18 protein-coding genes are annotated in these 24034 nt (G+C 40.2%); 16 read left to right on the forward strand and 2 right to left on the reverse strand.

Annotated features, from left to right (window positions below; genetic code table 11):
* Positions 1 to 100 precede the first annotated feature (100 nt).
* The 5 genes from REC12_RS04965 (at position 101) to REC12_RS04985 (ending at position 7077) form a co-directional block, all read left to right on the forward strand.
* Positions 101 to 658 (forward strand): helix-turn-helix domain-containing protein, encoded by a 558-nt coding sequence (locus tag REC12_RS04965; protein WP_308892708.1) that lies wholly within the window; start codon positions 101 to 103, stop codon positions 656 to 658.
* 186 nt (positions 659 to 844) lie between these two features.
* On the forward strand, positions 845 to 1444 hold the full coding sequence (locus REC12_RS04970; RefSeq protein WP_308892709.1) for a TetR/AcrR family transcriptional regulator: 600 nt from the start codon (positions 845 to 847) through the stop codon (positions 1442 to 1444).
* Positions 1445 to 1460: 16 nt separating this feature from the next.
* Positions 1461 to 2675: an efflux RND transporter periplasmic adaptor subunit gene (locus tag REC12_RS04975; protein ID WP_308892710.1), complete on the forward strand. Its 1215-nt coding sequence runs from the start codon at positions 1461 to 1463 to the stop codon at positions 2673 to 2675.
* Positions 2676 to 2689: 14 nt separating this feature from the next.
* The gene (locus REC12_RS04980) at positions 2690 to 5746 is read left to right on the forward strand and encodes an efflux RND transporter permease subunit (protein WP_308892711.1); all 3057 of its coding nucleotides are present in this window, start codon (positions 2690 to 2692) and stop codon (positions 5744 to 5746) included.
* A gap of 221 nt (positions 5747 to 5967) precedes the next feature.
* Positions 5968 to 7077 (forward strand): NAD(P)-binding protein, encoded by a 1110-nt coding sequence (locus REC12_RS04985; protein WP_308892712.1) that lies wholly within the window; start codon positions 5968 to 5970, stop codon positions 7075 to 7077.
* A gap of 161 nt (positions 7078 to 7238) precedes the next feature.
* On the opposite strand, the gene REC12_RS04990 is transcribed toward REC12_RS04985, so the two are convergent.
* On the reverse strand, positions 7239 to 8072 hold the full coding sequence (locus REC12_RS04990; RefSeq protein WP_308892713.1) for a CsxC family protein: 834 nt from the start codon (positions 8070 to 8072) through the stop codon (positions 7239 to 7241).
* A 280-nt stretch (positions 8073 to 8352) separates the two neighbouring features.
* On the opposite strand from REC12_RS04990, the gene REC12_RS04995 reads away from it, so the two are divergent.
* Genes REC12_RS04995 through REC12_RS05005 form a run of 3 tightly spaced genes read left to right on the forward strand, consistent with a single transcriptional unit; the run spans position 8353 to position 12202 of the window.
* Positions 8353 to 9936, forward strand: a complete 1584-nt coding sequence (locus REC12_RS04995) for a spore germination protein (RefSeq protein ID WP_308892714.1) — start codon at positions 8353 to 8355, stop codon at positions 9934 to 9936.
* Between the two features lie 19 nt (positions 9937 to 9955).
* Complete coding sequence (locus tag REC12_RS05000) at positions 9956 to 11119, forward strand: Ger(x)C family spore germination protein (protein WP_308892715.1); 1164 nt, start codon at positions 9956 to 9958, stop codon at positions 11117 to 11119.
* A gap of 18 nt (positions 11120 to 11137) precedes the next feature.
* A complete protein-coding gene (locus tag REC12_RS05005; RefSeq protein ID WP_308892747.1) occupies positions 11138 to 12202 on the forward strand; it encodes a GerAB/ArcD/ProY family transporter in 1065 nt (354 codons plus the stop codon).
* Positions 12203 to 12345: 143 nt separating this feature from the next.
* Here REC12_RS05005 and REC12_RS05010 read toward each other — a convergent pair whose 3' ends face one another.
* Positions 12346 to 12546 (reverse strand): helix-turn-helix domain-containing protein, encoded by a 201-nt coding sequence (locus tag REC12_RS05010; RefSeq protein WP_308892716.1) that lies wholly within the window; start codon positions 12544 to 12546, stop codon positions 12346 to 12348.
* A 487-nt stretch (positions 12547 to 13033) separates the two neighbouring features.
* Here REC12_RS05010 and REC12_RS05015 point away from each other — a divergent pair, with 487 nt between their 5' ends.
* The 8 genes from REC12_RS05015 to kdpA all read left to right on the forward strand — a co-directional run bounded on the left by REC12_RS05015 (position 13034) and on the right by kdpA (position 24021).
* Positions 13034 to 13372 carry a hypothetical protein gene (locus REC12_RS05015; RefSeq protein ID WP_308892748.1) on the forward strand — a complete coding sequence of 113 codons (339 nt, stop codon included), beginning with the start codon at positions 13034 to 13036 and terminating at the stop codon, positions 13370 to 13372.
* Entirely contained in the window at positions 13369 to 14232 is an 864-nt protein-coding gene (locus tag REC12_RS05020; protein ID WP_308892717.1) for a diguanylate cyclase, read from the forward strand. Before REC12_RS05015 ends, REC12_RS05020 begins: the two co-directional genes overlap by 4 nt.
* A gap of 547 nt (positions 14233 to 14779) precedes the next feature.
* Positions 14780 to 14956 (forward strand): Spo0E family sporulation regulatory protein-aspartic acid phosphatase, encoded by a 177-nt coding sequence (locus REC12_RS05025; protein ID WP_308892718.1) that lies wholly within the window; start codon positions 14780 to 14782, stop codon positions 14954 to 14956.
* A gap of 477 nt (positions 14957 to 15433) precedes the next feature.
* On the forward strand, positions 15434 to 15724 hold the full coding sequence (locus REC12_RS05030; protein WP_308892719.1) for a GNAT family N-acetyltransferase: 291 nt from the start codon (positions 15434 to 15436) through the stop codon (positions 15722 to 15724).
* A 411-nt stretch (positions 15725 to 16135) separates the two neighbouring features.
* Positions 16136 to 20482 (forward strand): DNA polymerase III subunit alpha, encoded by a 4347-nt coding sequence (gene polC, locus REC12_RS05035; RefSeq protein WP_308892720.1) that lies wholly within the window; start codon positions 16136 to 16138, stop codon positions 20480 to 20482.
* Positions 20483 to 21027: 545 nt separating this feature from the next.
* Positions 21028 to 21381: a hypothetical protein gene (locus REC12_RS05040; RefSeq protein WP_308892721.1), complete on the forward strand. Its 354-nt coding sequence runs from the start codon at positions 21028 to 21030 to the stop codon at positions 21379 to 21381.
* A gap of 783 nt (positions 21382 to 22164) precedes the next feature.
* Positions 22165 to 22251 (forward strand): K(+)-transporting ATPase subunit F, encoded by an 87-nt coding sequence (gene kdpF / locus REC12_RS26425; RefSeq protein WP_374214176.1) that lies wholly within the window; start codon positions 22165 to 22167, stop codon positions 22249 to 22251.
* Positions 22252 to 22323: 72 nt separating this feature from the next.
* Complete coding sequence (gene kdpA, locus REC12_RS05045; RefSeq protein WP_308892722.1) at positions 22324 to 24021, forward strand: potassium-transporting ATPase subunit KdpA; 1698 nt, start codon at positions 22324 to 22326, stop codon at positions 24019 to 24021.
* Positions 24022 to 24034 lie beyond the last annotated feature (13 nt).

Below are 24034 nucleotides of genomic sequence, written 5' to 3' on the forward strand. Positions count from 1 at the left end.
AACATTATATTAGCTATAGTGAATTCATTATTATGATAAATGCTGTTATTAGTGTTGTCAATATTATTTTATCTACACAAAACTTTCTAGAGGTGCTTTTATGTCGATTGGAATTAAGATAAAAACAAACCGTCAAAAATTGAATCTTACAATCCCTCAATTAGCTGATATCGCCGGACTTTCTAAAGGGTTCATCAGTCAGGTTGAAAATGATAAGGTATCCGTTTCTTTAGAGAGCTTGCAGAAGATTGCTTCAGCGCTCAAGGTTCCCGTAAAGGACTTTTTGACTAATCTTTCCTTCCCGCCGGAGCTGGTCAAAAAAAACGGACGTCCCCGCCTCAAATTGGGAGACGAACCGGAAGTCGAAATTTTGTCTTCCCCCTTCGGCCGCCAGTTACAGGTTCTGATGACGGAACTGCCTCCTGGATATCAGGCTGGGAATTGTGCGCATACCCATGAAGGCGAAGAATGGGTTATGGTACTTTCAGGACAAGTTAAAGTGACTCAAGGTGATTTTTCGGCAATTTTAGAAGTTGGAGACAGTATTCATTGGGATGGCAGTTGTCCTCATTTATGCCAAAATGCTTCGGAGATTCCGGCTAAAATTATCGTAGCTTTAACCCCTCCCGCAATGCTTCCGGTTTCCAAGACCGAATAATTCAATTCAGACATTAGCTATCGTTTTGACACAGGTTTAGTTTTTATTATCGGAAATAAGTTTGGCTAGGGTGATGAATTTATTTTGCCGGAGAGTGCAAGTACTTACTTGCACTCTCCGGCAAAATAAATTACAATAAAGCAAGTAAGTACTTGCATGCAAAACGGTATTGGATGGTGCGATTGTATGAAAGATATTGGCAATGATTTAAGCTTTAGAATTATTGAAGCAGCTAAGCAATTATTTATGGATTATGGGTTTAAGGGGACAACAACTAAAATGATTGCAGAAAAAGCAAGGGTCAATGAGGCAACGCTGTTTAGGCACTTCCAAAATAAAGAGGGCGTTTTCTTGGCGATCTCAAAGGAGATAGGCAAATACGGCAATTCAAGGCTTGTGAACATTATAGAAAGTGACATCTCCCTGGAAGAGCTGCTCTGCGAATTTGGAATGGAATTGTATAGGAGAATTGTTGAAAGCAAGGGTCTTTTAATAGTTGCAATTATTGAATCGAAAAAGAGATCAGAACTCGTTACAAATGTAACAAGCACGTTTAAGTCTGTCGTCGAAGTCCTGGAGAGAAAACTTCAAGCTTTATACGAGGAAGGAATACTTGTAAAAAGCGATTTTTTTACTATTTCTTTAATGTATGTAGAATCTTTGATTGGCCTTTTCATCGTACAAAATAGGTTAGATGGCGAACTTATTCCCGTGGAAATTGAAAGATTATGTCAAAGCGCTTCTAAGGTATTGGCAAAGGGATTATTAAAAAGTGAAAGCGTATAAATAAGGGGGTAAAAGTATGAAAAAACAAGCAGTGCTTATTTTTTCATTAATCTTGGGCGTGGTTATGTTGGGTGGATGTGGCAGTAATAATGATTCAAACAAGTCTAGTCTGAAGACATATCCGGTTAAAACGCTAGGGCTCAAAGAAGAGAGCCGCCCCGTCTCTCTGGAATATGAGGGGATAACCGGAGGAAGTGAAGTAAGAAAATTATCCTTTAAAAGTACCGCAAAGATAGCTAAAATATATGTTCCTAAAGGGCAGGCTGTTAAAAAAGGTGATCCTTTAGTAGATCTGGATAAAACAGACCTGAACTTTGCCATGGAAGCCTCTAAAGCCCAAATGGATGCGGCTTCTGCTCAATACAATAAAGCGGTTAACGGTGCTCAGCAAGAGGATATCAATAAGGCTGAGATTGCCGTTAACAATGCCCAAAATAATTATAGTTATTATAAAGATTTATATGAGAAAAATGTTTCGCTTTACAATAGTTCGGCAATTTCCAAACAAGCATTGGATGGCGCCAAACTTCAATTGGACAGCAGTGAAGCAGCCCTGAATAGTGCGCAGCAGAGTTTGCAGCAGCTTAAGAACGGAACGAGAGAAGAAGATAAACAGGCACTTTTAGCCCAGCTGAATGCTACAACGACAGACTATAATGCGAAAAGGAATCTATTGCAGGATGCTTCCTTAGTTGCCGATACGGCTGGTTATGTTGTAGATGTTCTCTGCAAAGAAGGGGAACTTCAGGCTGCGGGCAATCCGGTTATTTTATTGAGAAGTGAAAATCAAGTGGTTACGGTAGGGTTGTCGGATAACGATGTGAAAAAAATAGGGATTGGCACCAAAGCACAGGTGAAAATTGACGATCTCACGACCGAGGGAGAAATCACCAATATTGTGCAAATGGCGGATATGCAATCAGGAACCTACAGTGCGGAAATCAAGCTTTTAAGTCCTATCGCTAACAATAAGTTTTTTATTGGTGAAAATGTGAAAGTTTACATAAGTGTCGGCGAAAAAACTTCTTTATGGATTCCTATCAGCAGCATTTTAAATGATGGCGAAGATTATGTTTATGTAGTGGAAAGTGGACGTGCCGTTAGGAAAAATGTCACTTTGGGCGATGCCCAGGAAGATAAAGTTGCAGTGGAGGGGTTAAAGGCCGGGGATAAATTAGTTATTGAGGGAATGAAAAATATAAAAGCAGGCTATCAGGTAATCGAAAAGTGAGGTGACATTATATTATGGGCCTAATTAAGACAGCCATAGAAAACAAAAAAGTAGTGCTGTTTTTAGTAGTTATCGCTATAATTGGCGGATTTTACAGTTACTATGTAATCCCCAAGCAAGAAAGCCCGGATGTTTCTTCGCCGGCGGCCATGATTACGACAATATACCCCGGAGCTTCTGCCAGTGACATCGAAACACTTGTCACCAAAAAGATTGAAGACAAAGTTGAAGAAATAAATGGTTATGATTATGTTGAATCCTATTCCAAAAACATTGCTTCAATTGTTATTGTTTATTTGAGCAATGATACCGATAAAGATAAAGCGTGGAGGGATTTAAGGGATAAAATAAACGATTTGAAATCAGATCTTCCGGATGGATGTCAAGACAGCACTATCGATACGGATCTGACAGAGACTGCCGGGATGATTTTAAGTATTTCCGGTAAGAACTATTCTTATGAGCAATTGGGAAATTATGCGGACGACATCAAAAAAGAGTTAAGTAAAGTTGAGGGCATTTCCCGCTTTGATGTCAAAGGGAAGCAAGATAAGCAGGTAAAAGTCGAGGTTGATTGGGCTGAAATTAATAAATACGGTGTTTCTCTGGAAGACGTGTGCAATGTACTTAAAGCTCAGAACATCAATATTCCTTCAGGATCTTTGAACTTAAAAACAGGCAAAATAAAGGTTGAAACACCGGGAACCTTTACGTCCCTTCAGGATATAGAAAATACGATTATCGGGGTTTCAACTACGACCGGAGAAACCGTAAGAATCAAAGATATAGCAAAAGTATATATGGATTATGATGATGATTCCAACCTCAAATTTACCGATAACGGAGATAATGCAGTACTGCTTGCAGGATACTTTCAAGATAATAAAAACATAGTACTTATTGGCAATGATGTTCAAAAAAAGTTAGCTGACCTGAAGAAGCAGCTGCCGGATGATTTGACTATTGATGAAGTAACCTTCCAGCCTAAAGACGTCAGTGATTCGGTGTCCTTCTTCATGAAAAATCTTAGGGAAGGAATAATTCTGGTTATTGTCACCGTACTTATTGGCATGAGTCTGAGAAATGCCATGGTGGTGTCTGCGGTTATTCCAATATCCATTTCTATGTCCTTTTTGGTTATGTACGTTCTGGGGATTAAAGTGCAGCAGATGTCAACTACAGCTCTTATCATAGCTCTTGGCATACTCGTGGATGATGCCATTGTCATAGGAGATGTTATTCAGGTTGGGATAGATAAAGGGCTGTCCGGCAATGAAGCAGCGTTTCGAGGGATTAAAAAGCTCTTTATTCCTGTGTTTACTTCCACGTTAATTATTGTCGGTGCTTTCGCTCCCCTTCTCACGATCCCTGGGGCTGTTGGAGAATTCTTAAGAACCTTGCCTCAAGTTGTGATGATCTGTGTTACCTGTTCCTACATTTCAGCGTTATTTGTAACGCCTGCCATGTCGTCACTGTTTTTCAGGAAAAGTAAAAATTTTGATAAAGAAAGTATAGTCCGCAAAATGTTCAGGAATCTTTTAACCTACGGACTCAAGCATAAAATAACTATTGTTGTAGCAGCTTTGGGAATATTCCTGGCTGCAGTTGGGCTAATGAAAACTCTTGGGATGCAGTTTTTTCCTTATGCTGATAAAAATATATTATATATAGATATTGCCAATGAAAAAATTGAGGATATTGACAATACGGCTAATTTAGTCAAACAAGTTGAAGGTGTTCTCAAAGAAGAAAAAGATGTGACAGGGTACACCTCGGCTATCGGAGGGGGACTGCCTAAATTCTACATTACTTTAGCGTCAGTTGCAGGTTCAAAAGATACGGCGCAAATCATGGTGAGAGTAGACCTTAATAAAACGAAACAGTTCAAAACAAGACAAGAACTTGCCGAACATATCCAAAGCCTGCTGGACAGTCAAATTAGTGAAGGTACCGCAACAGTTAAGCAGTTAGAGCAGGCTCAGCCTATCGGGGCACCTATTCGCCTGAGACTTACCGGAGACGATTTAGCTAAACTATATAGTGCTTCAGAAAAAATTCAGGCAAAATTAATCAATATCCCCGGAACTTTAAATGTCAGAGATGATGCCGCTAAAAAATCTTATGAGTATGAAATAAATATTGATGATACGAAAGCCTCACTGCACGGTTTGCTGAAATCCGATATCCTTAAACAGATAAATATCGCCCTCAACGGTTCCAGCAGTTCTGTCTACCGAAAAAACGGCAGTGACTATGATATTTTAGTTAAAACGAATATTTCTTCCGTAAATGATCTTAAAAATCTGCAAATTAAATCAAGCGTTACGGACAATAAGGTACTCTTGTCTGAAGTTGCATCCATTAATCTCAGTTCAGAACTGGATCAGGTTAAGCATTACAATAAGGAAAAAACCGTAACAGTGTACAGTGATGTAAAAACCGGGTATAACTCAGTTGATATAGAGAATACCCTTAATGAACAAATTAATAACTTGGATTTAAATGGGGTAAGTGTTCTATACGACGGTGAAAAAAATCAGATACAAAAAAACTTTACCAGCCTTGCCTTAGCAGGGGTACTGACGATACTCATCATTTATGTACTTTTGTTTATCCAATTTAAGTCTTTTGTCCAACCTTTAATCATTATGTGTTCTCTTCCTTTGTCTTTAATGGGTGTAGTTATAGGGCTTATGGTGTTTAGAATGCCTTTATCCCTAACGGCTGTAATGGGAATCATAAGCCTTATTGGAGTTGTCATAAGAAATGCCATATTGCTTATCGAATATATAAACGGCGGCAGAGAGGAGGGGCTTTCAATTGATGAAGCTTGTATGCACGCCGTAAGTCAGCGCTTCAGACCTATTATTTTAAGTTCCACCGCAACTATCACAGGACTTATCCCCCTTGCCCTATCTAAAAGCACCTTGTTTGGGCCGATGTCTGTGACTATCATGTTTGGGCTTTTAACAGCCACTTTCCTGACGTTTATAGTTATACCTGTGGTCTATTCTTTGGTTAATACTAAATTGGAACAAAGAATTGTAAATAAAGGTGCGATAAGCACCTAGACAAAAAACAAACACTTTAAACCTGAACCTGCTTCTTTAGAGGCAGGTTTATTTGTACACATCAGGAGTAGAGTTAATCAATTCAGGTTAAATCCATCAATATTAAGTTGAGGTATGAGGGTTTAGGCTGATTGCGGCAAGCTCATATTTTATGATTGTGCTGCAGATACTTTATCTAGGGTCCTTTTGCATAATTCTATTCAATATGGGGGGAACATTATTTGGAAATCGCAATAATGGGAGCAGGCTTATCTGGCTTAGCGTGTGCAATTACTTTAGAGAAGTATGGTATAAAGCCAATTCTTTTTGAAAAAAGAAGCCGGGTTGGTGATCGTTTTGTTAACGGAGAAGCATTCTTACCTGCTTTAAACAGACCTATTAACGACTGCTATGCTTATTTAGCTGAAAAACACGGTATTAATTTGCATCCGGTTAGCAATATAAAAAAAATAACCCTACTTTCAGAGACTAACAAGGCCACGTTACATGGCCATTTAGGTTTTTTAAATATAAGGGGAAGAGACCATGATTCACTGGAATGTCAATTATCCAGACAAGTTAAATCGGAGATAAACTTTAACTCTCAGATTCCCTACGAAACTTTATTACAGGATTTCACTCATGTTGTGCTGGCAACAGGTGATGCCGCTTATACGGCTAAAATTCAAGACTTTCAGCAAGATCTTACAGTGACGCTTAAAGGAGCAACGATAGAAGGAAGCTTTGACAAACGTCATGTGGGAATCTGGCTTAATAATAATTTTGCGCCCCAAGGCTATGGCTACTTACTTCCTTTTTCGGAGAAAGAAGCCACCATTACTTTGGGGTATCCGGATTACCCTCACAATCAGAGGTATGATCTTGAAACCCTATGGCAAAAATTCTATCGAAGAGTGTGTAAAGATTTGCATCAAGAATTGCGCATAACAGACAATTTTGAGGTAACACGCTATATGTTTGGAACTTGTCGGAACCCTCGCATTGGCAATACTTTTTTTGCCGGCAACTGTGTTGGAGCAATGATGCCTGCCTTTGGTTTCGGTCAACTTGCCTCAATATTATCAGGCATTTTCGTTGCCGACGATTTATGTGGACTTGGTAATTATAACGAATCGCTAAAGCCTCTAAAGCAGAGTTATAGATATTCTCTTGCCGTTCGACGTGCCATGGAACAGTTGGATAACCATAAATTAGATGTCCTGGTTAGATTATGTGACTCAGAATTGGTTAACTCTCTGATTACCAGTCAGAATTTCAATCTCTTAAAAATGTTGGGCTTCATTTTACAGCCCTATTTGTGGAAAACCCGGCAATTTCATAATTATGCTTGATTAAAGATTCTTTGTGAACAAGCTGAGGCAAAAAATGAAGTTTAAGAGTGATGTGAGCTAGCCTTTGATTTTCTCAAACTTCAAATAACAACTAAAACGACTGTTTTGGCAGCAAAAGAACCGAGCTGGAAAGCCTCGGTTCTTTTGCTCCTTATATCTATCTATCGTTGACAGCAAATGGTTCCCGTATCAATTGCAGCGGGGATGTTCAACTGCAGTTGAATTAAAATAACCATTTTTTCCTGAACTCTGCTGAATTGGCCTTCTCCGATAAGGGTATTTGACATTGCTACGCGGTCAAGCGCGTCATCCATCGCGTTAATTTGGCTGTAGACCAGTGTGCAAGTTGGTAAAGGGTTAAAAAATTCAGTGCTTACTACATTAAGCTCGGAAAGATCGCCAGACATCAATTTATCTTTGGTCGAGAATCCGGAGGGCAGTGATGTGCTGCTGAAAAACTCATATTCATGCTGTTGATTAAAGAAGGTCGGGGGGATTATAAGGGTGTTACCGAGGTCAACAACACAAGCCCAAGGCACATCAATAACAAAATCTTTGATAACTCCTTCTATCGTAGTGGCGGTTTGCCGGGTAGCTTCGGAATATTGAATGTCCTTGCGTACAAAACCTCCTAGAAACAATTTAGGTGTGTCTTGGGGTTTGCAAATTATTGGGGGAGAATAGTTAAAGAAGCGGCACTGGGTTAACTTGAGGTTTTTCCTAATCATTTTAATTTCCAGAGCTTTTGTCGGCAGGGTAAACACCGCTTCGGCGGGGATAGACACCGTTACTAATGCCGTAGTTGGGCTTGTTTGGATTAATTGTAAAGGAGTACATGTCGGCAAAGTTGCAGTATTAGGGAAAACCGGATTAGGAGTTACAGGCTGAATGTTTGGCGGGGGAGACGGAGCAGGCATTGTTAGAACCCAATTCGGGACGAATGTTGATGTTTGACACCATTGATGGGGGCAATGACATTTATAGACATTTGTCAAATTAATTCTTCCTTTCAAAAAGTTTTCGGATCATTTATCACTATAAGTTATGTACAATCTAGTCTCTTTGTGCGGACAAACATATAAAAGAGCTTTAAATTGCAATTTTAATGGGGTTTTTAGGGCCGTTAGACTTTGAGACATTTCTAAAAATAAGCTGAAATCTCTTTGCCAGGAGAGCAGATGTATCTTTAATAAAAATATTGTAAAGGTAATGAATTCCTTTTCTAAACAAGGGAACCCTAAAGAAAATCTTAAATTATAGAGGAAGTGCCTGCACTTGTCTTTCTGGGTAACGTTCATGCGCCAAACCCTTAGGTATTTTCAGCCTGACTCACAGTTGAGGCATTGCAGCGAAGAAAATAGTTCTCAACTGACCCCGACCGGAAATCTGGCGGCGGATCTAGCCTATATTCAGCAGCTCTTCACTAATGACAGTGATTTTTCCGTTCAGTATCTGGAAATAGATGACCCGGGAAAATTAGATTGTTGCTTTCTCTATTTGGATAGTATGGTTGATAGAGACTCTTTGAGCCATATGATGTCGAAAGCGGTTCAGCTTCGCCAGAAAGCAGGTCAATTGAAGCCTGAAGATGTCATGCAAACTATATTGTCTATGGGTAAAGTAGAAAAATTTAATGATTTAAACCTGGCGGCTAAGGAAATCGCCGGCGGCAAAGTTGTTGTTCTGACAGCAAAATCAGAGGGTATAGCTTGTGTTACACTCAAAGGTCCGAGTGGGCGCTCAATTGAAGAAGCCCCCAGCGAATCGGTGATTCGCGGCCCACGTGATGGTTTTGTTGAAGACATTCGTACAAATACAAATTTGATACGTCGCAGGATTAAATCACCAAAGCTGAAGTTTCAGCAGTTAACCGTTGGTGAGTTGACAGAAACTTCAGTTTCTGTAGCCTATATTGAAGGTATTGTAGATTTAGGCATAGTTGAAGAAATTAAGCGGCGCCTGCAAAGAATTATTATCGATGGTATTCTTGAATCGGGATACCTTGAGGAGTTTATAGAAGATACCCCAGCTTCCTTGTTTCCGCAGATAATGCCCACTGAGCGCCCTGATCGTGTAGCGGAGGCTTTACTCAGCGGCAGAGGAGCCATCTTGGTTGATAACACTCCTTACGTTCTGATCGTCCCCGTAACCTTTCCTTATCTGATCCAATCTGCGGAAGACTATTATGAGCGTTTTGTTTATACATCGTTCATCCGTTTGCTGCGGTATATAACTCTTAATATATCATTGATCCTACCTGCTTTTTACATTGCTGTCGGAAGCTTTCACCAGGATATTCTTCCGACTAAATTGTTAATTTCTTTTGCCCGGACTAGAGAAGAGCTGCCGCTGCCACTTGCCCTGGAAGTCTTTATGCTGGAATTTATTTTTGAAATGATCCGAGAAGCAGGGGTTCGTCTTCCGCGGCAAGTGGGATCTGCAGTGAGTATTGTTGGTGCTCTGGTTATCGGTGATGCGGCAATTAAAGCCGGATTGGTATCACCTGTTACAGTAATGGTTGTTGCTTCAACGGCAATTGCTAACTTAACGATTCCAACAATTGCAGGAGCTAATAGCATTCGCCTTACCAGATTTGTACTTATGCTGGCCGCTACTTTTTTTGGCTTGATGGGTATTGTCGTATCTCTCATTGTTATATTGGCCCATTTGGCTTCAATTCGATCTTTTGGGATTCCTTATCTTGCGCCACTGGCGCCTACGGCCTTCTCCGACCTAAAAGATTCTTTTATTCGCGCGCCACACTGGCTTTTATCGAAGCGGCCAATGCAATTAGCTAAGCATAATCAAGTTAGACAAGCTAACAATAATAAAGGAGAGCCACCGAAATCCGAACATTAAATGGCTTCAAAAGTGTGGAATGATGATGTGTTATCGATGTGTAGTCTTACTTCTGTCGGTTTTTCTTATCATCCCCCTCAGTGGATGTTGGAACAATCAAGAGACGCAAACTCTTGCGATTGTCACAGCGCTGGGAATTGACAGTGTGTCCAGAGAAAATAAACAAATCTATCAGATCACGGCAAGTGTCATTCAGCCTGGAAAAGTTGTCAATAATAATAGCGGTAACTCTCAGAATATAACGCTTACCAGTGAAGGAACGACAATAACCGAAGCGGTCCATAATCTTAGTTTTTCCTTTCCCCGTAAGGTATATCTTACGCATACTGAAGTTATTGTTCTGGGCCGAGAGGTTGGCGCTCAAAAGCTTGATGAGGTTATGGATTATCTCATCAGGTCTACTCAGGTTCGTATGAGTTGTCTAATTGTTGTCGCCAAATCTAACGCGAGTGCCATTATTAAATGCCCGAACATTTTTGAGCAAGATGTGTCTACTGAAATTTCCAATTTGCTGTACGAAGGCCAAGAAGTTGCCCCGCAAATAGCAATAACTGACTTAAGAGATTTTAGTTTAGCGATGCTTACTCCAGGAGAGGATGCTTGGGCTCCTATGGTTAGTGTTACCAAAGGCAGAGCTTCAGGCGAAGAGGCAATTTTGCAGAGCAGCGGTTTAGTTATCTATCATAACGATCGCTTAGTAGACACGCTGAGCTCCTCAGACACCATGCCCTTAATGCTCATGATGAATAAATTCAAAGGCGGGCAATATTCGTTGGAAACTCAAGGCAAGGTCATAGGCCTTGAATTATTAAGCGTAAAATCAAAGATTCTGGTGTCTGTTCGAGAACATCCTGAAATTACTATAACCGTTGATGTAAAAGCCGATGTCAGCGAGTCGTCCGGCGACGATCAGATTGCAGCTGACTACTCCGATATTAAGAATTCTTTGGCTCAAGATCTTCAGGAGCAGCTTACCGATATTTTTCACCGTACGCAATCAACTCAAGCGGATATTTTGGGGATCGGAAGAAAACTAGAAATTGCCGACAGAAACTATTGGGACAGTATTGAGGGTGAATGGCCTCGAATCTATGCTTCATTGCAGCCTGATATTAAAGTGAATTTCAGCATTCGCAAAGGCGGATTGGCAACTAGCCCTTTCAAAAGTAAATTAAGCAGGTGATACCTAACGGCTAAAATAATTAACAACCGCCAAGTATTTTATCTAATGTTTTATAGTATAATGTCCACTGCAGTTTTAACTCTGCCGGTCATTTTAGGGAAAAATGCTCCTCGGGACGCTTGGCTGGATGCAATCCTATTTTTGCCTTTTGCTTTGCTTGTGGCTTGGCTGACCGCCAAACTAGGCAGCAAATTTCCCAGCCAAACCATCGTTGAATATAGTCAGCGCATTTTAGGCAAATGGCTTGGTTTGCTTTGTACCGTCATCCTTTTAGCATGGACGATTCATACGACAAGCATAGTTTATCGTGAAGCAAGTGAGTTTACCGACACGACACTTTTGGGCAGCACTCCTTTTGCCATCATCATGATTCTTGTGAGTGTTCCTAGTACCTATGCTGTCTATAAAGGGCTTGAAGTTATTGGGCGTATGGCCGATTTTCTGTTTTATATCATTTTTTTTTCTATTACACTTATCTATGCACTGCTATTTCCTGAATATCGATTTGAAGAGCTTTTACCAATCTTAAGTGATGGCTGGAGAAACATTCTTTTAGGCTTGCCGGCACTCCTAGCTTATACAGGTGAAACTGTAATACTATTATTTGTTTTTCCAAATTTCACAAGCCCGAATAAGACTGGTAAAACGTTGATTGGCATGCTTTTACTTGTCAGCTTGCTGGGAGTTGTCACAGAAACAGCCCATACAATGGTTTTTGGGGTTGAACGAAAAATGATTAATTTGCCTTTTTATCACATGGCTCGCCTCATTACTTTGGGAGGAATTCTGGAAAGAGTTGATACCCTCTTTGTACTAAGCAGCTTACTTGCCGTAATTTTAAAAATCTCATTTTATACATACATATGCGCAATTGGGAGTGCCCGTTTGTTCAAGACAAATGACCATAAGCCATTTATTTTGCCTCTTGTAATCATCATGAACCTATTGGGGCTATACTCATTTAGTACAGTGCCCCAAATGGTGGATTTTTTGAGCAATATTTGGCCCATTTTCTCCTTACCTGTTGAGTTAGGAATACCTTCATTACTTTTGCTGGTGGCTAGTTTAAGGAAAATAACCTAGCTTTCATGAGCTGGGTTAAGAGCTTTTAAACCTTATAAAAGCAGTAATCATCTCATTTATCAACTGAATTGTTGGTTTTTCCAGACTGGATGCTATTAGCGTAAGCTTCCTGATCTCCATACTTTTAGAATTATTATCCGGTATTAGAATAAAGATGGGTCAATATTCAGAGCAGCTGAAATTTTTGCCAATATGGTTAAAGAGGGTATTTTTAAACCACGCTCTAGGTAGCTGATATAAATTGAACTTACAGCAATTTTCTCAGCCAGTTTCTCTTGGGTTAATCCTTTTAAGTTCCTGTAATATTTTAAGTTCGTACTTACTCTACGTTTGATTATTTCCATTTATAAGCTCCTCTTGTAAGGACTGTAAGATCATTCTTGCTATAATCATAAAGAAGACTTGATTCAGGTGGAGTTTTAACTCCATCTGAATCTTAGTCGCACTTATCCAGGGACTAATCCGCTCTTAACTCACCGCTTGCCGAAGCGGGAGTCTTAGAGCGGATTAGTCAGCGAATAAACCGTGAGTTTTACAGCGTCGTTGAAAAGTATGACTTATAGTGTTAGAATTAGCTAAATGATGTTGTTTTTTGCCTTTTTAGGCAATTTTCATGAGGATTGTTTATTTGCCTCCAATGAAAACGGGGGGTTTGGGAAAACTCTTTTAAGACCGACAGAATTGCTACTCTAAGCAACAATTTATTGTAGTATATGCGAACAAAGAGGGGGCTAATCAATGAATTGGTTATTGGAACGGGGCAATCAAATCTAACCGTAGGACTGGCGGATTAACTAATCACACCAAAATGGAGGTTCACTTGTGAACGTTATGAAGGAAGCCAAAAAAGCAGAAATACAAATGCATTTGACTGAATTTGAAATGCCACCTATGCAAGATGTTGTCATCGTAGGTCGTAATGCACCTATAGGCCCGGAAGCCTTGAAAAGGATGGTTGATGTTCTTAGTCCGGATCAATACAAGATTATTAAGGTTGACCATCCGATCATTGAGGCTTTGGTGATACGCAATGCTCTTATGAATATGATTCCTGAAGAAAAACTACGGGATTTTATTTTAGATGAGGGGGAAAAGATTGTTGATGCAAGCACAATCATCAAAGCTCATGTCAATATAACTGTGCATGTTAGCAAATCTATCGACTTATGATAAATATAAAACGAGTTGCCAATATTTATTCTAAGGAATTTTTTGCGGTGAATGTTTTGGATGGGGTCTCCAAGGCAAGATCATTATTATCGGAAATGGACCATGGCTGTTTTCCGGTTATGGATGAAGGGAATCTTGTTGGCATAATTACATACAAGGATCTGCTAAGAACGCATCCTAATCGAATCATTGCCGACGTGATTGGAGAAGAACCCATTATTGTTCCTGCTGAAATGCCACTTTGGCAGGCGAAAGAACTTTTTGATGAGAAGACCAGGCTGGATGTCTTTATAGTAGAAGATGAAGGCAGGTTATCCGGTATATTAACTCGGAACATGCTCAAAATACAGCTGGGGTCCCATATTGATTTGCTGACAGGGCTTTATAGAAGTGATTATATATATTATCACGGTGTACGGCTTCTGGAAAAAAAGCAGGAAATTTGTATCATTTTTTTTGATATCAACAATTTTGGCTTTATTGATAAAACCTATGGTCATACGGTTGGAGACATCATTTTAGTCGAAGTGAGCAGATTGTTAAAAGAAAATATTCCTTCGAAAGCTTTTCTGTGCCGTTTTGGTGGAGATGAATTTGCGGTTTTATTGCCGGCACACTTGGATGACGGCACAGGTTTAGCTTATCGCCTAGCGAACATCATAGACAATCATAGTTATGTTCATGACATCATAATTAGCGTTTCTGCCGGGGTGATTGGGGGACGCCGGCATGAAGAGCGTGCTGATGACCCATGGAATACCATGGAGCAATTGATTAATATTGCGAGCTTAAGGTCAACAGAAGCTAAAAAGATAAACGCTAAACTTTCCGTGGCTAAGATTGAAGACGGAATTGCTTAGCAGCCAAAGGCTGTGAATTGACTGGATTCGCCGGCAAACTGACGTTTATTTTAATCGCCTGCTTAATTATAGAAGTCAGTTCATGAATTTCTCTTATAACTGAGTTTGAATAAACAGTTGTTTGATGTCCGATGGATTATTGATTGCTGCATAAAAAAGGCCCTTCAGATAGCGAAGGGCCTTTTTTATGCTCGGAATATGGTATATTACGGAGATAGTGGATAGTGTAGCTCTGAAAAGAGAAAGTATTGCAGCCTGAGAGAAGTATAGAGAGAATTAAACCGATTTTACCGGGATGTTGGGGCTTTGAAAAGAACCTTTCAAAGGGAATGGTTGAGAAAGGAGGTTAAAGTTAACTAATGAAATTAATGTCAAATAAAAAACAAACAAGATAATATCGGAAAAGGGCCCGGGGGTTCTTCTTCGTGTTTATTTTTTGATGTATTTCTCAATCATAAGAATATAACATAAAGTCCTCGGTTTGGCCGAGGGCTTACTTTTTAGACTCGCTATTCCACCCACTTTAGCGATTGGAGGGATGGGATTATTGAAGTCTGAAATAGAAGAACTATTAAAACGCATCGAGGAATTACGGTTGAAGATGATTAGGATAAAAGAGGGCAAAGCATTTTCAGATCCGGAAGTCTTAGCTGCGAGTCAAGATTTGGATGCTGTTTTAGATGATTATCAGGAAATGCTTTTAAACATGTCTGAAAAGGATTAAGAACTAAGGGGTCCGCAGTGGTTTTTGCCGCTGGGGGCCTCCCCGGATTTAAAAAGTACGTTTTAAGCGACTGCTGATAGTTAAATAAAGAAAACTTTTTGTCATTATGGCAAGTGGATTTTTTTTCGGCTGACATCTTTCACCTTACTTCGCAAGAAAGATTATGATAATTTAGTAGCAGATGTTGTGACTTAGAGCTAAAGAGTCCTTGCGAGGTTTATCTAAGCCGAAAGAAGATCATTAATTCCCCTCACGTTTTTTCTTGCTTTAGGGCGGTGAGGCTGATGATTCTGGCATTTTGAAGTAAAGTGCCTGTGAATGTTCCTTGGACCACTTAAAAATAAGGAAGGCAATAACGCTGGTAAAGAGGAATTTTTAAGTGTTTGAGGAATATTCATTGTGGGTAACAATAAGGGAAGAACTTTGGGCGGTACATGATAAGGGAACTTACTAAAATAATTAGGATGGGAGACAAATATGAATTGGAATTATGAAAATAGGCGTATATACTGTGCCGATGAAAACGGTGAACTACTGTGCGAAACTACTTTTGTTCGGAAGGAAGACGGAGAATTAAATATTGATCATACTTATGTGAATCCAAATATGAGAGGACAGGGCCTGGCTGGTAAAATGATGGCTGTAGTAGCCGAGTATTTAAAGAAAAACGGTCTGAAAGCTTCGGCGACGTGTTCTTACGCCAATACTTGGCTGAAACGACATGAAGAATTGTATCCGGAGATACTTTCACAGGATATGAAGGACTAAACTGTTGCCTCTAAAATTGATGTAAAACATTAGTCCGACAAGCCCTGCACCAAATACCATTTGCCTATAAACTGTTCATTATCTATCCAGCCCCACCGACTATAACCTCCCTTTGCTACTTCGGCAAAGGGAGGTCGTTGTGTTAATAATTATACGTTTAAGCAGGGGGCTATTATATTTTTCATCTGCGACCTTTTATTTGAACCTGGAAATGTGATAAAGTTTCTGTGACAGACTATTAGTATAGCAATTGATTCAAGTGAAAACTGGAATAATGAAAAAAACACCGTTAGTTGGTATAATAGTACCTTAAGGTCCATTAGGCTAATGGCCTATAATTGCCTGCGATTATAGGTCCTCTTATGAGATGATTCGATTAGCAAAAAAATTTCGGGGAGAACTTGGGATAATATGAAAAGAATAAATGAAATTTTTAGCGATTATGAGGCAAGGGGCAATATAAATACTGCGATTGTGGAAGCTGTGGTTTTGAACAAACACACAAAAACTTTAGAGATGAAAATCAGCTCTGATAAATATATAGAAATTAAAGAGATCGATAGCATTAACAGCTTTATAAAAGAAAGGCTGGCCCTAAACGATTCAATAATTACAATAAAGTATACAATGGAGACTATAAGAAAACCAATAGAGGAAGAACTTAAAACTATTATAGTTTTGCTGGCGGATAAAAATCCGGTGTTAAAGTCAGCTCTGAATAACAGCGAGTATGAAATAACCAAAGGTAATACAATAGATTTTAAATTTAAAATAGGAATTGCTTACTTGTTAAAAGCTAAAGGTTATGACAAGCTAATTCACGATACCATAAAAAGCCTTTATGGTACATCGTATCAAATAAATTTTGTTGATGATGTTAGCGGTGAAGAGTCAATAAGACTACAAGAGGATACATATCTCAAGGAAATGTTGCTTCTGCAAAAGGAAATTAGGGAGCCTCAAAGTAATAACATCCCTAGAGTGCCTGAAGAAGTTCGAGAGACAACGCAAGAAATTAAAGCAAAAACTGACGGAAAAAGGGACAATGCCTCCTTAATATTAGGAAGAAACGCTAACATTAAGGACCACGTTATTAAAATTACCGATATTACTCCCGATGAGGGTAAGGTGGCTCTGGAAGGCGAATTATCCAATATAGAGTCCAAGGAATTAAGAAGCGGCAAAATATTAATTTCCTTTGATTTATATGACGGCTCAAGTTCTCTGACCTGTAAGACTTTCATCAAAGCCGGTGAAGATAGTGAAGTATTAGCCAGGCTTAAAAAGGCCAAGGGAGTCAGGCTTTCAGGAAATGCCGGGTACAGCAAGTTTTCCGGGGAAGTTGAACTTATTGCCAATACTATAGTGGAAACAGAAGGCATGAGGAAGACTAAGAGGCTGGATAAGGCTGAGGTAAAGCGGGTAGAATTGCACATGCATACCCAGATGAGTCAGATGGATGCTATGACCAGTGCTACCGATTTAATTAAACGAGCCATGAGCTGGGGGATGAAGTCTATTGCCATAACGGATCACGGAGTGGTGCAGTCCTTTCCTGAGGCCTATAAGCTCGTTGGCAGAGATAATCCTAACATGAAAATTATATATGGAATAGAGGCCTATCTGGCGCCGGATAAAAGACCGTCCGTGACAAATTCCAAGGGACAGAGCATTGATACCACTTATTGTGTATTGGATTTAGAAACTACGGGGTTTTCACCTGTTACAGAGAAAATTACTGAAATAGGAATCATGAAACTTAAAGATGGAAAGGTAATCGATCAATTCAGCTGCTTTGTAGACCCTGAAAAGCCTATTCCCGCAAGGGTTGTAGAGGTTACCAATATAACCGATGAGATGGTAAAAGGCTCTGAAATTATAGAACATGTATTTCCTAAAATACTGGATTTTATTGAAGGAAGTGTGCTGGTTGCTCATAATGCGGAATTTGATATGGGCTTCTTAAAGCACAATGCTAAGGTTTTGGGCTATGACTTCGATTACACTTATTTGGATACCTTGTCCTTGGCCAAGGAGCTTTTCCCTGATTTTAAAACATATAAATTAGGGAGAATAGCCAAAAATCTTGGGATAAAGGTAGAGGTTGCCCACAGAGCGTTAGATGACGTAGATACCACTGTTAAGGTCTTTAAGGTCATGCTGGAAAAGCTAAAGCAAAGAGGCGCGGAAGTCCTTGAGGATATAGACCGATACAGCCACGATGAACAAGCCAAGAAGGAAGCATATAAAAAGCTTAAAACCTATCACGCCATAATATTGGCCAAAGACTATGCGGGCTTAAAGAATTTATATAAACTGGTTTCCTATTCCCACTTGGATTATTTTTATAAAAAACCACGCATATTAAAAAGTCTTTATAAAAAATACTCTGAAGGTTTAATTCTTGGCAGCGCCTGTAGTGAGGGAGAGCTTTACCAAGCAATATTACTCGGCAAATCTGATGAAGAAATCGAGGCTATTGCTGAAGAATATGATTATTTAGAGATCCAGCCTTTGGGCAATAATGATTATTTAGTAAGAACAGAGCAGGTGCCGGGTAAAGACTATTTAAAAGAAATTAATAAAAAAATTGTTGCTCTTGGTGAAAAGCTAAACAAGCCGGTAGTAGCCACAGGAGATGTTCACTTCATGGACCCGGAAGATGAGATCTACAGGCGCATCCTGGAAGCCGGCCAAGGATTTAAAGATGCGGATAATCAGGCGCCTCTATATTTAAAAACGACAGAGGAGATGCTTAGGGAATTTTCCTATTTAGGAGAAGGAAAAGCCTATGAGGTAGTAGTAACAAACACCAATTTGATATCTGATATGTGTGAACCTATCAGTCCTATTTCATCGGAAAAATGCCCGCCCCATATCGAAGGCTGCGAACAAACCATTAAGGACATTGCCTTTGGCAAGGCCCATGAGCTTTATGGAGATCCTTTGCCGGAAATTGTCCAGCAAAGGCTTGATAAGGAACTGGATTCCATCATTAAAAACGGTTTTTCCGTAATGTATATCATTGCGCAAAAGCTAGTGTGGAAATCTAATGAGGATGGCTATCTGGTTGGCTCCAGGGGTTCTGTTGGTTCCTCTGTCGTAGCTTATATGACCGGTATAACGGAAGTAAACGCTTTGCCCGCTCATTACAGGTGCCCCAACTGTAAGTACTCGGATTTTTCCGATTGTGGCTATAAAATCGGCTTTGACTTGCCGGATAAGGTTTGCCCTGTTTGCGGAGAAAAGCTGGCTAAGGATGGCATAGATATTCCTTTTGAAACCTTTTTAGGCTTCAATGGTGATAAGGAGCCGGATATCGACTTAAATTTCTCGGGAGAGTATCAGGCCAAAGCCCATAAATATACGGAAGTTATCTTCGGCAAAGGTACAACGTTTAAAGCCGGAACTATAGGTACCATCGCTGAAAAGACAGCCTTTGGCTACGTAAAAAAGTATTTTGAGGAGAAGAACCGTACAACCAATAAAGCCGAAGTTATCAGAATCTCTAAAGGCTGCACAGGTATTAAAAGAACTACAGGACAACATCCGGGTGGGATCATCGTAGTGCCGAAAGGGCGGGAAATTTTTGAATTTTGCCCGGTACAGCATCCGGCGGATGATTCCAATTCGGATATCATAACAACACATTTTGACTATCACTCTATTGATCAGAATCTTTTAAAGCTGGATATCCTGGGTCATGATGATCCTACGGTTATAAGAATGCTTCAGGATATCACAGGAGTAGACCCTCAAAAGATCCCTATGGATGATAAAGAGACGATGTCAATATTTTCAGCCACGGAAGTCCTAGGGGTAACTCCAGAGCAGATAAATTCTAAAGTAGGAACCTTTGGGATTCCCGAGTTTGGTACTAAGTTTGTAAGGGGAATGCTTTTAGATACAAGGCCCACGGCTTTCACCGATTTAATATGCATATCGGGACTTTCCCATGGTACGGATGTTTGGCTGGGGAATGCCAAAGACTTAATTGATGCGGGAACAGTTACTTTAAGTGAAGCAGTATGTACCCGAGATGATATTATGATTTACCTTATTAAAAAAGGGTTGCCGCCCAACACTGCGTTTAAGATTATGGAGCTGGTTCGCAAAGGAAAGGCTTTAAAGGACCCTGAAAAATGGGCTGAATATGAAGCAGTGATGAGAAAGCATGATGTACCGGAATGGTATATTGATTCCTGCAGAAAAATTAAATACATGTTTCCCAAGGCTCATGCTGCGGCTTACGTAATGATGGCTTTCAGAATTGCCTGGTTTAAGGTGCACATACCTAAAGCTTATTACGCGGCCTACTTCACCATCAGAGCAAAGGCTTTTGACGCCGAATTTATGATATTTGGCAAAGAAAAGGTTAGAGCAAAGATGAAAGAAATTGAAATGCTGGGAAACCAGGCCACTCCTAAGGATAAGGATATGTATGAAGACTTGGAACTGGTTGTGGAAATGTACGAAAGGGGCTTCAAATTCCTGCCTATCGATTTATACAAATCTCACGCCACAAAGTTCCAAGTTGAAGAGGATGGGTTAAGACCGCCCATAAACAGTATATCCGGAATGGGAACCGTCGCGGCAGAAGGTGTATTCAGCGCTGCCCAGGAAAAGCCTTTCAATTCAGTAGAGGATATAAAGAAACGGGCTAAAATAGGGAATTCTGCTATAGATATGCTTAGAGGGTTTGGTTGTTTAAAAGGTCTTCCTGAAAGTGATCAATTAAGTCTTTTTGATGTAATCTAAGGAGTAAAAAGCGCGTTTTTGTAAACCTTCACATTTTTTGTCCAGACTGTCCATATCCTCAGTTTGCCGTATTTTGCTTTTACGTGGATTTCCCAAAAGAACAGGAAATGTTTAAAGCCTATAATCAAACGACTTCTCTTTGCTGGTCTCAACAAAGGGAGGTCGTTTTGTTAACATTTGTTTAGAAAGAATTCCAAATTTGAGTTACCCCTCAAATACAAGAGTCTTATAATCAGGGCAGAAATTTACCGAATCATGGGGAAATTTTTAATAGTGCCTTTTTTCGCTATATTTTGCAATTGTTTAGGGATATAGTTATTGGAAACGGGGAAATATTTACTCTTTTTTTACCAGGCTTAGTCTAATATTAGCTTCTGACTAGCCAAAACGGGTTATGTCTAAATGAGAAGGCCTCTATATGTTTTGCCGGCTATAGAGTGTGGAATGGATGAGTTATGCCAGTGGAGTACAGAGATGCTGTTAGATGTACATTATGCGCAGGCAAATGTTGCCGTCTTTACATAAAAAAGTGTGAGGGTGGACAAATGCCCGATTACATCAACTATTCCAATGATAATATTCTGGACGGTTCCGAAAATTTTTCCCATTACTTCCAAAACAGTGTCTGGTATTTACAAAAAGACCGGTTTAACATAGAACCGCGATATGATGTTCTTGAGGCTTATAGTGCTTGGATCGATACTTACATTTACGATGACTGTTCAGTCAGGAAAATACGGGCCCTGAGATATCTTAAAGAACTGGATGACCGGGGCATCAATATAGGTTATTGTGCTTACTGGACGAAGGAAGACGGCTGCATAATTGCCTGGGAGAAGCGTCCGGATATTTGCAAAGAACATAGGTGTCAGGAATGGATTAATAAAGAGGATAAATAACTAAACTAAGAGTGGAGTGGAACAAATGAATAGACAAACATTAAAGTAGGCTAGGACTAATCTCCTAGTCTTTCTTATTTTTATTGAACTCTTAAAAGATTAGTTTATGGCTGGTTAAACCTCTTGGATAGCGTTAGCTGTAAATGTTTTTCTTTTATTAATGCAAGCGCAGGTATGAGATTGTATTTTACAAAATTTTTACTTTTTATTTATGGATTAAGGATTATTTTTAATGGCAATTTTACAGAACATGGAATTATACTAACGTTAAATTAAAGAAACATCTTATGAAAAATAGAAGCGGAATTAATTAGTTAAAAATTAAAATTTGAGAGGGGATGCAAGCAATAAACAGCTTATCTTTATTTTGTTTTTTAGGCTTACTGTCAGTTCTTTTGTTTACTGTTTTGGAAAAATTGAGGTTCATAACTGGAAAGGATATGCTAACTGATAAATTTATAAATTTACTAAATAAAATACATCGGCGAACAGAACTGAAAAATAGTAGTGAACCGGAAGTGCGGGATTATCCTTTGTCAAGCAAAGTTATTGTGAGGAAAGTTTATTTTAACAAAAAAGGTTAATAGGCAGACAAAACTTTTATGTTTTCTTTACGCTATTAAGCGATTATTTACAGCTTTTTTATAACAGAATAATTTATCATAAAGTTTATCAAAAGGAGGAGAGTACATGAACTTATATTTTAAGAGATATTTTTATAAGTTGGGCTTATTTACTCTTAAAAGCAGCTAAGGAGAAGTTATACTTCAAGGAGGAATATAAATGGTTGACCTGATTTTAGGCGCCCTTGTTACACTCGGCCTTTTGGCTTATTTAAGTTACGCTCTGATTAACGCCGAAAACATCTAGACGGTGTCTATGATTTAAAGGAACGGCTAAACGGAAAATAACCCATTGCTGTTAAAAATGGAGGATCACCTGATGAGAACGACGGATATTGTACAAATAGCTCTTTATGTCCTGATTCTGACAGTCTTAGCTGTTCCCTTAGGCCGATATATGGCTAAGGTATTCAGCGGCGAAAAAACTTGGGCAGACCCGCTCTTCCGACCCCTTGAAAAACTCATCTACCGCTTCACCGCTACTGAGGAACAGAAGGAGATGGGCTGGAAACACTATGCCGGGTCTCTTCTTATCTTCAACTTCTGCGGTTTTATCCTTCTTTTTTTGCTCCAGTTATGGCAAGGGCATCTTCCTTTTAACCCTCAAGGCTTCGGAGCATTGTCCCCTGATTTAGCCTTTAATACCGCCGCCAGCTTTGTTACGAATACAAACTGGCAGGCTTACTCCGGTGAATCAACCATGGGGTATTTCGTGCAAATGGCCGGCTTAACCGTTCAGAACTTTGTCTCCGCCGCCACAGGCTTAGCTGTAGTGATTGCACTGACAAGAGGGCTGGCCAGAAAAAGCGCCTCGACCATCGGAAACTTTTGGGTGGATCTAACTCGCTCAATCCTCTGGGTTTTGCTTCCCTTGTCAATAATTGGCGCGCTTATTTTAACGCAACAGGGTGTCATTCAAAATTTCAGCTCCTATTTGCACCTGACAACCCTCGCAGGCGGTAAACAAACTCTGGCTATGGGGCCGGTTGCTTCCCAAGAGGCCATCAAAATGTTCGGCACAAATGGCGGAGGTTTTTTCAATGCCAACTCGGCGCATCCCTTCGAGAACCCTACACCCCTAACCAACTTTTTGGAAATGCTCTTTATACTGCTTATTCCGGCGGCTTTACCCTTTACCTTCGGTCGAATGGTCGGCAAGCCCAAACAAGGAAGAGTCATTTTTGTCACCATGCTTGTCTTATTCCTTATTTTCCTGGGGGTAACCTATTCCAGCGAAATCTTTGGCAATCCCAATGTGACGGCCCTGGGGATCAGTGGCCCGTCGGCAATGGAAGGCAAAGAAGTTCGTTTTGGCATCGGCAATTCCGCCCTCTTTGCCACCATTACGACAGCGGCCTCCTGCGGGGCGGTGAATTCGCTGCACGACAGTCTGACACCCCTCGGCGGCATGATTCCCTTGCTGCAAATGATGCTGGGGGAAGTGGTTTTTGGCGGAGTCGGCGCCGGACTCTACGGTATGCTGATCTTCGTGATTTTGACGGTTTTTATAGTGGGGCTAATGGTGGGGCGTACTCCGGAATATTTGGGTAAAAAGATTGAGTCCTGGGAAATGAAAATGGCAACCATTGCTATTCTTATACCGGCTGTTTCTATCTTAGTCGGAAGTGCTCTGGCCAGTGTTACGAAAGCTGGGACTTCGTCAATCTTAAATCCCGGTCCCCATGGTTTAACTGAGATCCTCTATGCCTTTACCTCCGCTGCATCCAACAACGGGAGCGCCTTTGCGGGCTTAAATGCCAATACGCCGTTTTATAACATCGCCACCGGCCTGGTGATCCTTCTCGGACGCTATGGGATTATTCTTCCAGTTCTGGCCATTGCTGGCGGCATGGCAAAAAAGAAGGCTGTGCCGGAAGGACCCGGTACGTTTCAGACAACAGGTGTTCTCTTTGGAGGTTTACTGGCGGGGATTGTGCTTATTGTCAGTGCCTTGACCTTCTTCCCGGCCCTTGCCTTAGGGCCAATTGTTGAACATTTGATCATGATCGGAAAATAACTTGAGCGGTGAC

It is taken from the genome of Candidatus Desulfosporosinus nitrosoreducens (assembly GCF_030954495.1).
Taxonomy (GTDB): domain Bacteria; phylum Bacillota; class Desulfitobacteriia; order Desulfitobacteriales; family Desulfitobacteriaceae; genus Desulfosporosinus; species Desulfosporosinus nitrosoreducens.

Bases quoted from the DNA above. Each gene is read 5' to 3' on its own strand.
- REC12_RS04965 (WP_308892708.1), top strand. From the start codon at position 101: ATGTCGATTGGAATTAAGATAAAAACAAACCGTCAAAAATTGAATCTT.
- REC12_RS04970 (WP_308892709.1), top strand. From the start codon at position 845: ATGAAAGATATTGGCAATGATTTAAGCTTTAGAATTATTGAAGCAGCT.
- REC12_RS04975 (WP_308892710.1), top strand. From the start codon at position 1,461: ATGAAAAAACAAGCAGTGCTTATTTTTTCATTAATCTTGGGCGTGGTT.
- REC12_RS04980 (WP_308892711.1), top strand. From the start codon at position 2,690: ATGGGCCTAATTAAGACAGCCATAGAAAACAAAAAAGTAGTGCTGTTT.
- REC12_RS05000 (WP_308892715.1), top strand. From the start codon at position 9,956: ATGATGATGTGTTATCGATGTGTAGTCTTACTTCTGTCGGTTTTTCTT.
- REC12_RS05010 (WP_308892716.1), bottom strand. From the start codon at position 12,546: ATGGAAATAATCAAACGTAGAGTAAGTACGAACTTAAAATATTACAGG.
- REC12_RS05015 (WP_308892748.1), top strand. From the start codon at position 13,034: ATGAAGGAAGCCAAAAAAGCAGAAATACAAATGCATTTGACTGAATTT.
- REC12_RS05020 (WP_308892717.1), top strand. From the start codon at position 13,369: ATGATAAATATAAAACGAGTTGCCAATATTTATTCTAAGGAATTTTTT.
- REC12_RS05030 (WP_308892719.1), top strand. From the start codon at position 15,434: ATGAATTGGAATTATGAAAATAGGCGTATATACTGTGCCGATGAAAAC.
- polC (WP_308892720.1), top strand. From the start codon at position 16,136: ATGAAAAGAATAAATGAAATTTTTAGCGATTATGAGGCAAGGGGCAAT.
- REC12_RS05040 (WP_308892721.1), top strand. From the start codon at position 21,028: ATGCCCGATTACATCAACTATTCCAATGATAATATTCTGGACGGTTCC.
- kdpF (WP_374214176.1), top strand. From the start codon at position 22,165: ATGGTTGACCTGATTTTAGGCGCCCTTGTTACACTCGGCCTTTTGGCT.
- kdpA (WP_308892722.1), top strand. From the start codon at position 22,324: ATGAGAACGACGGATATTGTACAAATAGCTCTTTATGTCCTGATTCTG.